Source organism: Streptomyces sp. NPDC025638 (assembly GCF_055558775.1).
On the sequence record NZ_JBVHLX010000051.1, the window covers coordinates 1 to 12,630 of the forward strand.

1 protein-coding gene is annotated in these 12,630 nt (G+C 71.1%); it reads left to right on the plus strand.

Annotated features, from left to right (window positions below):
- Positions 1–82 precede the first annotated feature (82 nt).
- Positions 83–12,630: amino acid adenylation domain-containing protein (locus ACZ4EG_RS46180; protein WP_467795005.1), on the plus strand; the 12,548-nt coding region annotated here is incomplete at its 3' end.

Sequence of the window (12,630 nt, forward strand, 5' to 3'; positions counted from 1 at the left end):
GGGTCGGGCGGGGTTGACGGGTCAGCGGTTTGTGGCGTGTCCGTTCGTTCCCGGGGTGCGGATGTATCGGACCGGGGATGTGGTGCGGTGGACGGTTGAGGGGGAGTTGGTGTTCCTCGGCCGGGCCGATACGCAGGTCAAGGTCCGTGGGTATCGCATCGAACCCGGCGAAATCGAAACCGTCCTGTCGGAGCATGCGCATGTCGCTCACACCGCGGTCGTCGTGCGCGAGGACCGGCCGGGCGACAAGCGGCTCGTCGCATACGTAGTGCCTGCTGCGGACCGTGCTGTGGACGGTGCGGTGCTGCGTGAGTACGCGGCTGAAACCCTGCCGGATTACATGGTCCCGTCCGCCGTGGTGGTGCTGGAGGCGCTGCCACTGACGGTCAACGGGAAGGTGGACCGGGCCGCGCTGCCTGCGCCCGAGGCACCCGGCAACATGGCGGGCCGGGCACCGGCCACCCCCGAAGAGGAGCTGTTCTGCGGGCTGTTCGCCGAGGTACTGGGCATGGAACAGATCGCAGCCGATGCCGGCTTCTTCGAGCTGGGCGGCGACTCGATCATGTCGATGCAGTTGGCGTCGCGAGCCCGACGCGCGGGGTGGGTGGTCACCCCACGGCAGGTGTTCGAGGCGAAGACCGTCGAACGGCTGGCGCTGGTGGCAGAGCCGGTGGACGGCCAGTCCGTCGCCCCGAGCGACGTCGGGATCGGCGAGGTGCCCTGGACACCGGTGATGCGGACACTCGGCGAACAGGCGGTCATCGGACCCCGTTTCGCGCAGTGGACGGTTGTCGGTGCACCGGCCGGGCTGGACCGCCAGGCGCTGGTCACGGCCGTGGGCGCGGTCATCAACACCCACGACATGCTGCGCGCCCGCGTCGAGGACACAGCAACGCGACTGACGGTCGGTGAGCCGGGAACCGTGACGGCAGCCGAGCTGATCCACCACGTGGACGCGATCGATGCAGGGGACGGCGAGCTGGACTGTCTTGCCGAGGAGCAGGCGCAAGCCGCCGTGGCCCGGTTGGATCCGGCGGCCGGCGTGATGGTGCAGGTGGTGTGGGTGGATGCGGGACCGTCCCGCACCGGCCGTCTCGCGCTGGTGGTTCACCACCTGGCAGTGGACGGGGTGTCGTGGCGGATTCTGCTGCCGGATCTGCAAGCGGCATACGAGACAGTGATCGCGGGCGGAGCACCGGCGCTCGACCCGGTGGGCACGTCCTTCCGCGGGTGGGCGGAGCTGCTGACCACCCAGGCCCGAAGCAACGAACGCCACGCCGAACTCCAAGCCTGGACCGAACTCCTCCAAGGCGACGAACTCCCCTTTGGCGACCGCCCGTTGGATCCGGCCCTGGACACCGTACGAACGCTCAAGCACCGATCCTGGACGGTGCCGGTAGAGCAGGCGGCGGTCCTGGCCGGACAGATTTCCACGACCTACCACTGCGGCCTGCACGAAGTCCTACTCGCCACCCTGGCCGGAGCAGTCACCCACTGGCAGCCCGGTCCGGCCGGCCCGGTGCTGGTCGACGTCGAAGGCCATGGCCGGGAGCCGGTGGACGGGGTGGACCTGTCCCGGACCGTGGGCTGGTTCACCAACGTCCACCCCGTCCGCCTGGACACAACACCTGCTGACCTGGCTGACGCCCTGACGGGCGGCCCGGCCGCCGGCGTACTGCTCAAGGCCGTCAAGGAGCAAGTGCGTACCGTGCCCGGTGACGGACTCGGCTACGGTCTGCTCCGCCACCTCAACCCGCATACCGCCGAGATCCTCGCCCAACTTCCCACAGCCCAGATCGGGTTCAACTACCTGGGCCGGTTCACCGCCGGCGAGCAGTCCGGCCCCTCCCGTGCCTGGCAGCTGACCGGAGAATCGGCGGTCGGCGGCGCGGCCGATCCGGACGCTCCTGCCACGCACGCCCTCGACGCAGGCGCCGTCGTACGTGACACAGCCGACGGACCGGAACTGACCCTCACCCTCGACTGGCCGAGCGGACTCCTGGACGACGCGGCGGCCGAACGCCTCGGTGGGCTCTGGCTGGAGATGTTGCAGGGCCTGGCCGCGCACACCACCCACGCCCCCACCGCTGGCGGCCACACCCCGTCCGACTTCCCCCTCCTCGACCTCTCACAGGACGAAGTCGAGGAGTTCGAGGCCGCGGTCCCGGATCTGATGGACGTCTGGCCGCTGTCCCCGCTGCAGGAGGGCATGCTCTTCCACGCCGCCTTCGACGACGAGGGTCCGGACGTCTATGAGGGCCAGCGGATGCTGGCACTCGACGGACCGCTGGAGCCGACGCGGCTGCGGGCGGCCTGGCAGGCGGTTGTCGACCGGCATCCGATCCTGCGGGCCGGGTTCCGCCGTCGTAGGACCGGCGAGGCAGTCCAGGTCATCGCCCGGCATGTGGAGGTGCCCTGGCGGGAGGCGGACGTCTCCGGCCTGTCGGAGGCCGACGCACAGGCCGAGATCGAGCGGTTGTCCGCCGACGAGCGGGCGCAGCGCTTCGACCTCACGACCGCTCCACTGCTGCGCGTCCTGCTCATACGCCTCGGCGCCGACCGGCATCGTCTCGTCCTCTCCAGTCACCACATCCTCATGGACGGCTGGTCGCTGCCGGTCCTGCTCCACGAGCTGCTGAGGGCGTACGAGACGGACGGCGACGTCCGCTCGCAGCCGCAGCCGCCGATGTCGTACCGCGAGTACCTGGCCTGGCTGGCCCGGCAGGACAAGGAAACGAGCCGCGCCGTGTGGCAGGCCGAGCTGGCCGGGGCCGAGGAGCCGACCCGGGTCGTGTCCGCGGAGCTGGTACGGACGCCGGTCATGCCCGAGCCCGCGCTGTTCGAGCTCACCGGTGAACAGACCCGGGCGTTGGAGGAGTTGGCGCGCAGCCGTGGTCTGACCGTGAACACCGTGGTGCAGGGTGCCTGGGCGCTGGTGCTGGCGCGGCTGGCCGGGCGCAACGACGTGGTCTTCGGCGCCACCGTGGCCGGACGCCCCGCTGACCTGTCCGGCGCGGAGTCGGCGATCGGTCTGTTCATCAACACCGTTCCCGTGCGGGTGCGGCTCGATGGCGCGCAGTCCGCGGCGGAGTTGCTCGCCGATCTGCAGGAGCGGCAGGTTGCGCTGATGGCGCACCAGCACCTGGGCCTGGCGGAGATCCAGCGGCTCGCCGGGCCGGGCGCGGAGTTCGACACCCTGGTGGTGTACGAGAGCTACCCGCACACTCCGGCCGCGTCGGACGCCGAAGTTCTGGCCATCAGCCCGGAGGGCAAGGCGGAGGACGCCAGCCACTACCCCCTCACTCTCATCGTCAACCCCGGTGACCGGCTGGGCGGCGAGCTGTCCTATCGGCCCGATGTGTTCGAGCGCGTCCAGGCCGAGGAGATCCTCGCCTCCCTGCTGGGGGTGCTTGAGCAGTTGACGGCCGACCTGTTGCTGCCGGTGGGCCGGATCGACGTCCTGAGCGAGGCCGAGCGCTCACGCATGCTCGTTGAGTGGAACGACACCGACACCGCGCGTCCGCTCTCCCCCGTATCCCTGCCGGAGCTGTTCACGGCACAGGCACGGCGGACGCCGCACGCGTTCGCGGTCGTCGCCGAGGGCGGCCCGCAGTGGTCGTACACCGAGCTGAACCGGATCGCCGACCGAGTGGCGTACGGCCTGGCCGAGCGCGGCGTGTCCCGTGGCGACCTGGTCGGTGTGGCGATGGAGCGGTCGGCGGAGCTGGTCGCCGTACTGCTGGGTGTGCTGAAGGTCGGCGCCGGGTTCGTCCCTGTGGAGGCGGACTGGCCCGCGGCGCGTCGGCGCGTGGTGCTGGAGCACGTTCGGCTGGTCGTCGCCGATCAGGAGCTGACCGACCAGCCGACGGACGTGGTGCGGGTCGGCGCGCTGATGACCGGTACCGACGGCGGCGTCGCGACCGCCGCCGTGGCCGTTCCCGAGGACGTGGCCTACGTGATGTACACGTCCGGGTCGACCGGTGTCCCGAAGGGCGTGGCGGTCACGCACGCGGACGTGGCCGCGCTCGCCCGGGACAGCCGGTTCGCCCACGGGCACGAGACCGTGCTGTTCCACTCTCCGCAGACGTTCGATGCGTCGACGTACGAGCTGTGGGTGCCGCTGCTGTCCGGCGGGCGGGTCGTCGTCGCGCCGCCGGGCATCCCGACACCCGCGCGGCTGCGGGAGTTGATCGGACGCCACGGGGTCTCCGCGCTGTGGCTGACGGCAGCGCTGTTCCACCTCTTCGCGCAGGACGACCCCGGGTGTCTGGCGGGGCTGCGCGAGGTGTGGACCGGCGGCGACGCCGTGCAGGCGGACGCGGTGCACCGAGTGCGGGAGGCGTGCCCGAACCTGGTGGTCGTGGACGGCTACGGCCCGACCGAGACGACCACGTTCGCGACGTCGTACCGCATCGAGCCGGACGCGCCGGCCCCGCTGCAGATGCCCATCGGCCGTCCGCTGGACAACATGCGCGTGTACGTGCTCGACGGCTTCCTGCGGCCGGCACCGGTCGGGGTCGGAGGCGAGCTGTACATCGCGGGGGCGGGCCTCGCGCGCGGCTACGCGGCACGGCCGGGTCTGACCGCCGAGCGGTTCGTGGCCTCCCCGTACCTGCCGGGTGCGCGGATGTACCGGACCGGCGACGTGGTGCGCTGGACCGACGCGGGCGAGCTGGAGTTCGTCGGGCGGGCCGACGCGCAGGTGAAGATCCGTGGCCATCGGATCGAACCCGGCGAGGTGGAGGCGGTCCTGACCGGACACCCCGGCGTCGGCCAGGTCGCGGTCGTGGTGCGCGACGACCAGCCGGGCGAGAAACGGCTCGTCGCCTACGCCGTCCCGACCGGCGACGGTGCCGCCCGTGCGGTCGAGGGCGCGGCGCTGCGTGACTTCGTGGCGGCCGAACTGCCGGACTACATGGTCCCGGCCGCGGTGGTCGTGCTGGACGCGCTGCCGATCACGCCGAACGGAAAGGTGGACCGGGCCGCACTACCGGCGCCGGACTTCGCGGGCAGGGTGTCCGGGCGGGCACCGCAGGGCGTGGTCGAGGAGGCCCTCGGCGCACTCTTCGCCGACGTGCTGAAGCTGGCACAGGTGAGCGCCGAGGACTCGTTCTTCGAGCTGGGCGGCGACTCGATCATGTCGATGCAACTCGCGTCCCGGGCCCGGCGCGCCGGGTGGGTGGTCACGGCACGGCAGGTGTTCGAGGAGAAGACCGTCGAGCGGCTGGCGTTGGTTGCGGAGCCGGTGGACGGGCGGGCCGCAGCCCCGGGCGACGTGGGGACCGGCGAGGTGCCCTGGACGCCGGTGATGCGGGTGCTGGGTCTGTCGGCGGTGACCGGCTCACGGTTCGCGCAGTGGACGGTCGTCGGCGCGCCGGCCGACTTGGACCGGCAGGCGCTGGTCGCGGCTGTGGGCGCGGTCGTCGATACGCACGAAATGCTGCGCGCCCGCGTCGAGGGCTTCGGCGAACGTCGCCTGGTGGTGGGTGAGCCGGGGTCGGTGGATCCGGCCGGGCTGGTCCAATGGGTGGACGCGGCCGATGTGGCGGACGGTGAGCTGGATGGTCTGGTCGAGGAGCGGGCGCATGCCGCCGTGGAGCGGCTGGATCCGGCGTCCGGAGTGATGACGCAGGTCGTGTGGGTGGACGCCGGGCCGTCACGGGCCGGTCGTCTGGTGCTGGTGGTCCACCACCTGGCCGTCGACGGCGTGTCGTGGCGGATCCTGCTACCGGATCTGCGGGCCGCGTACGAGGCGGTGACCGCGGGTGGTGCATCGGTCCTCGATTCGACGGGTACGTCCTTCCGCCGCTGGGCGGAGCTGCTGACCACCCAGGCCCGGAGCGAAGAGCGCCGTGCCGAGCTGGAGGCTTGGACCGCCCTGCTGGACGGCGAGGAGCCGACGCTCGGAAGCAGGGCGCTCGACCCGGCCCGGGACACCATCGAGACACTGCGGCACCGCTCGTGGGTGGTGCCGGTCCAGCAGGCGGCGGTGCTGGCCGGGCGCACGGCGGCAGCGTTCCACTGCGGGCTGCACGAGGTGCTGCTGGCCACCTTGGCCGGTGCTGTCACCGACTGGCGTCCGACCGCTGCCCCCGGGTTGCTGATCGACGTCGAGGGTCATGGCCGAGAGCCGGTCGACGGGGTGGACCTGTCCCGGACGGTGGGCTGGTTCACCAGCATCCACCCGGTCCGGCTCGATCCCCACGGAATCGATCTGGCCCAGGTCCGCTCGGGCGGCCCGGCGGCGGGTGCGCTGGTCAAGCGAGTGAAGGAGCAGGCGCGTTCCGTGCCCGGTGACGGGCTGGGCTACGGCCTATTGCGCCACCTCAACCCCGACACGGCCACGGCCCTGGCTCAACTCCCGTCCCCCCAGATCGGGTTCAACTACCTGGGCCGGTTCGACGCCGGTGAGCAGACGGCGCCGATCGGCGCCTGGCAGTTGGCCGGCGAGACAGCCGTCGGCGGAGCGGCAGACCCGGACACACCGGTGCTGCACGCCCTCGATGCGAGTGCCGTCGTACGCGATACGGCGGACGGGCCGGAGCTCACCCTCACACTCAACTGGCCGAGCGGACTCCTGGACGAGGCGGCGGCCGAGCGTCTGGGTGGGCTGTGGCTGGAGATGCTGGCCGGCCTGGCCGCGTACACCAACGACACCCCCACCGCGGGCGGTCACACCCCCTCCGACTTCCCGCTCGTGGAGTTGACGCAGGAGGGCGTGGACGAACTGGAGTCGGCGATCCCGAACCTGGTGGACGTCTGGCCGCTGTCGCCGCTCCAGGAGGGCATGCTCTTCCACGCCGCGTTCGACACCGACGGCCCGGACGTCTACGAGGGTCAGCGGGCGCTGGCGCTCGAAGGACCGTTGGACGTGGCCCGGATGCGGGCGGCCTGGCAGGCCGTCGTCGACCGGCATCCGATCCTGCGGGCCGGCTTCCACCGGGATACCTCGGGGGATGCCGTGCAGGCGATCTCCCGTGAGGTGGAGCTGCCGTGGCGGGAGGCGGATGTCTCCGGCCTGCCGGAGGCCGACGCGTCGGCCGAGGTCGAGCGGTTGTCCGCCGAGGAGCGGGCACAGCGCTTCGACCTGACGGCGCCCCCCATGCTGCGGCTGCTGCTCGTCCGCTTCACCGCCGACCGGCATCTGCTGGTGATGACGACCCATCACATCGTCATCGACGGTTGGTCACTGCCGGTCCTGCTCGACGAACTGTCCACGGTGTACGCGACGGCAGGCGACCCGCGTGCGCTGCCCGCGCCCACTTCCTACCGGGAGTACCTGGCGTGGCTCGCCCGCCAGGACAAGGAGGGGACCCGGGCGGCATGGCGGGCGGAGCTGGCCGGAACCGAGGAGCCGACCCGTGTTGTGCCAGCGGACCTGGTACGGACGCCGGTCATGCCCGAGCCCGCGCACTTTGAGTTCTCGTACGAACTGACGCAACAGCTGGAGGAGTTGGCGCGCAGCCGTGGTCTGACCGTGAACACCGTGGTGCAGGGCGCCTGGGCCCTGGTGCTGGCGCGGCTGGCCGGGCGGCACGACGTGGTCTTCGGCGCGACCGTGGCGGGACGGCCGACGGACCTGCCGGGTGCGGAGTCGGCGATCGGCTTGTTCATCAACACCGTTCCCGTGCGGGTGCGGCTCGATGGCGCGCAGTCCGCGGCGGAGTTGCTCGCCGATCTGCAGGAGCGGCAGGTTGCGCTGATGGCGCACCAGCACCTGGGCCTGGCGGAGATCCAGCGGCTCGCCGGCCCGGGCGCGGAATTCGACACCCTGATCGTCTACGAGAACTACCCGCGCCAAGCCACCGAGGCCGACGAGGACGTGCTGACCATTCGCCCGGCAGGGGCGAGCCGGGATGCGAGTCACTACCCGCTCAGTCTGGTGGTGAACCCCGGCGACCGGCTGGAAGGAGAACTCTCCTATCGACCGGATGTGTTCGAGCACGCCGAGGCGGAGGAGATCGTTGCCTGTCTCCTGAGGGTGCTTGAGCAACTGGTTGCCGACCCGTCGGTCCCGGTGGGGCGGACAGAGGTGCTGAGCGAGGCCGAGCGCACCCGGGTCGTCCGGGAGTGGAATGCCACGGCGCGGCCGGTTCCGGCGGCGTCGGTACTGGAACTGTTCGTCGCGCAGGCGCGGCGATCGCCGACGGCGGTGGCTGTGCGGTGCGGCGAAGAAGTCGTCTCGTACGGGGACTTGGAAGCGCGCTCGAACCGGCTGGCGCGCTACCTGCTCGGTCTGGGGGTCGGGCCGGAGTCCCGGGTCGGCCTGTGCCTGCCGCGCGGAGTGGACATGGTCGTGGGTGAGTTGGCGGTGTGGAAGGCCGGGGCCGCGTTCGTACCGCTGGATCCGGAGTACCCCGCCGACCGACTCGCCTATATGGCCGCAGACAGCGGAGCCTCGGTCGTGCTCAGCACCTCCACGGACCTGGAGGCCGAGCATGTGGTGCTGCTCGATGCGGCGGCGGAGGCGCTGGCCGCGGAATCGGCGGAGCCGTTGAACACGGTCGTGGATCGGGACCAACTGGCGTACGTGATCTACACATCGGGCTCCACCGGCCGGCCGAAGGGTGTTGCGGTTGCGCACGGTGGCGTGGCGAATCTGGCGGAGGCGATGCGGCCGGTGCTGGGTGTGGATGAGGGTGTGACGGCGTTGCAGTTCGCGTCGTTCAGCTTTGACGCGGCGGTGCTGGATGTCGCGGTGACGCTGGCCGCCGGTGGCACGCTGGCGATTGCCGGGAGTGAGGAGCGTACGGATCCTGCGGTGTTGGCGGAGATGATCCGTGCGGCGGGTGTGAGCGTGGCGAGTGTGGTGCCGTCGTTGCTCGGGGTGTTGGATCCTGCGTCGGTGCCCGGGGTGTCCAACTGGGTATTGGGCGCTGAGCGGTTGAGTGCCGACCTGGCCGCACGCTGGCGGGCACAGGCTCGGGTGTGGAACACCTATGGCCCCACCGAGGCCACCGTCATCACCACCGTCACACCGCTCGGCGAGGGCATCACCTCGCAGGACGCACCCCCCGCCATCGGCCGCCCGCTACCCAACACCCAGGTCTTTGTCCTGGACGAGTTCCTGCTGCCGATGCCGGTCGGTGGCGTCGGCGAGGTCTACATCTCCGGGGCGGGACTGGCCCGGGGCTATGTGGGACGCCCGGACCTGACGGCCGAACGGTTCGTGGCCTGCCCGTTCGTGCCGGGGCAGCGGATGTATCGCTCAGGTGACCTGGCCCGCTGGTCGGCCGACGGTGAGCTGCACTTCGCCGGGCGAGCCGATGAGCAGGTCAAGATCCGCGGGTTCCGTATCGAGCCGGGAGAGATCAGCTCCGTCATCGCCGGGCACGACGGTGTCGGCCAGGTGGCGGTCATCGTGCGCGAGGACCAGGCCGGTGACAGGCGGCTGGTTGCGTACCTCGTCCCGGCCGCGGACTGCGAGGTGGACATCGCGGAGCTGCGGGAGTTCGCCGGTGCGCGGTTGCCGGAGTACATGGTGCCGTCATCGATCCTGGTGCTGGACGCACTGCCGCTGACGGTCAACGGGAAGCTGGACCGGGCCGCTCTGCCGGCGCCGGACTTCGCGGAGCAGGTGTCCGGTCGGGCGCCGGAAGGTGTGGTCGAGGAGACCCTGTGCCGCCTGTTCGCCGAGGTGCTGGGGCTCGACCAGGTGGCGGCCGACGTCGGCTTCTTCGAGCTGGGCGGCGACTCGATCATGTCGATGCAGCTGGCGTCGAGGGCGAGGCGCGCCGGGTGGGTGGTCACCCCGCGGCAGGTGTTCGAGGAGAAGACCGTCGAGCGCTTGGCGCTCGTCGCTCAGCCCGTGGACGGTCGGTCCACGGTTGGTTCGGGTGACGACGGTGTGGGCGAGGTTGCCTGGACGCCTGCGATGCGGGCCATGGGCGAAGCAGGTGTCGGCTCGCGGTTCGCGCAGTGGATGGTCGTCGGCGCGCCGGCCGGACTGGACCGGGATGCATTGGTCACGGCTGTGGGCGCGGTCATCGACACGCACGACATGCTGCGCGTTCGTGTCGAGGGCGGCGGTTCACGGCTGATGGTCGGTGAGCCGGGAACCGTGACGGCAGCAGGGCTGATCCACCACGTGGACGCGATCATGACCAACGAGCGCGACCTGGACGAGGTTGCCGGTCGTGCGGCCCGCGACGCGGTGGAACGGCTGGATCCCGCATCTGGCGTGATGGTGCAGGTCGTGTGGGTGGATGCGGGACCGTCCCGCACCGGCCGCCTTGTGCTGGTGGTCCACCACCTGGCGGTGGACGGAGTGTCGTGGCGGATCCTGCTGCCGGATCTGCAGGCCGCGTACGAGGCCGTGGTCGCGGGTGAGGCACCGGTACTGGACGCGGTGGGCACGTCCTTCCGCCGGTGGGCGGAGCTGCTGACCACTCAGGCCCGCAGCGACGACCGGCGCGACGAACTACAGGCGTGGAGCGGACTCCTCCAGGTCGAGGAACTGGCCCTCGGTGACCGGCCGTTGAATACGGCCCTGGACACCGTACGAACGCTCAAGCACCGTTCCTGGACGGTGCCGGTAGCGCAGGCGGCGGTGCTGGCCGGACAGGCACCGACGATGTACCACTGTGGCCTGCACGAAGTGCTGCTTGCGACGCTTGCCGGAGCGGTCACCCACTGGCAGCCCGGGCTGGCCGGCCGGGTGCTGGTGGACGTCGAGGGGCACGGCCGGGAGCCGGTGCAAGGTGTGGACCTGTCCCGCACGGTGGGCTGGTTCACCAACGTCCACCCCGTCCGCCTGGACACAACACCTGCCGACCTGGCAGAAGCCCTGACGGGCGGCCCAGCGGCGGGTGCACTGCTCAAGGCCGTCAAGGAACAGGTGCGCTCCGTCCCCGGTGACGGACTCGGCTACGGCCTGCTCCGCCACCTCAACCCGGAGACGGCCGAGGTCCTGGCCGAACTCCCCACCGCCCAGATCGGTTTCAACTATCTGGGCCGGTTCACCGTCGGTGAGCAGTCCGGTCCCGCCCGCGCCTGGCAGCTGGCCGGCGAGACGGCGGTCGGTGGCGCGGCCGACCCCGACATGCCCGTGGCGCACGCCCTGGAAGCCGGTGCCGTGGTGCGTGACACCACGGGCGGCCCGGAGCTGACCCTCACGCTCAGCTGGCCCGGCAGCCTCCTGGACGACGCGGCGGCCGAACGGCTCGGCGGGCTGTGGCTGGAGATGCTGCGGGGCCTGGCCGCGCACACCACCGACGAACCCACCGCGGGCGGCCACACGCCGTCCGACTTCCCGCTGGTGGAACTTGACCAGGCCCAGGTCGAGGAGTTGGAAGCAGCGGTCCCGAACCTGATGGATGTCTGGCCGCTGTCGCCGCTGCAGGAGGGCATGCTCTTCCACGCAGCCTTCGACGACGAGGGCCCGGACGTGTACGCGAGCCAGCGGGCGCTGGCGCTCGACGGACCGCTGGACGCGGCGCGGCTGCGCGCGGCCTGGCAGGCAGTTGTCGACCGGCATCCGATCCTGCGGGCCTGCTTCCACCGGGGCGCCTCGGGGGATGCCGTACAGGTCATTGCCCGGCATGTGGAGCTACCTTGGCGGGAGGCGGACGTCTCCGGGCCGGCGGAAGCCGATGCGTCGGCCGAGGTCGAGCGGTTGTCCGCCGAGGAGCGGGCGCAGCGCTTCGACCTCACGACGGCGCCGCTGCTGCGCCTCCTGCTCATCCGCCTCGGCGCCGACCGGCATCGCCTCGTCCTCTCCAGTCACCACATCCTCATGGACGGCTGGTCATTGCCGTTGCTGATCAGCGAGGTGTCGGCCGCGTACGAGGCAGGCGGCGACGCTCTGGGACTGCCTGCGCCGACGTCGTACCGGGAGTATCTGGCCTGGCTGGCCCGGCAGGACAAGGATGAGACCCGTACCGCATGGCAGGCCGAGCTGGCCGGAGCCGACGAGCCGACGCGGGTGGTGCCCGCGGAGCTCGTGCGGGCCTCGGTCCTGCCCGAGCCGATCCGCTTCACGTTCCCGGAGCACCTGAGCCGGAAGCTGGAGGAGGTCGCGCGAAGCCATGGCCTGACCGTGAACACCGTGGTCCAGGGTGTCTGGGCGCTGGTGCTGGCCCGGCTGGCCGGGCGCAACGACGTGGTCTTCGGCGCCACCGTGGCCGGACGCCCTGCAGACCTGCCCGGCGCGGAGTCGGCCGTCGGCCTGTTCATCAACACGCTTCCGGTACGGGTGAACCTGACCGCGGGACAGCCGATCATCGAGATGCTGACCGAACTCCAGCGAGCACAGGCACGGCTGATGAGCCATCAGCACATCGGTCTGGCGGAGATCCAGCGCCTCGCCGGCCCGGGCGCGGAGTTCGACACCCTCGTCGTGTACGAGAGCTACCCGCATGCGCCGGCCGCATCGGACGACGAATCTCTGACCATCCGCCCGGCAGGCGCAAGCCAGGACACGAGCCACTACTCCCTGGCCCTGATCGTGATTCCCGGCGAACGGCTGGAAGGTGAATTCGTTTACCGGCCGGACGTGTTCGAGCGCGCTCGGGCGGAAGACGTCCTTGCCTCTGTCCTGTGGGTGTTGGAGCGGGTGGTGGGGGATCCGTGGGGGTTGGTGGGGCGTGTTGGTGTGTTGGGTGGTGTGGTGCGTGAGCGGGTGTTGGGGGA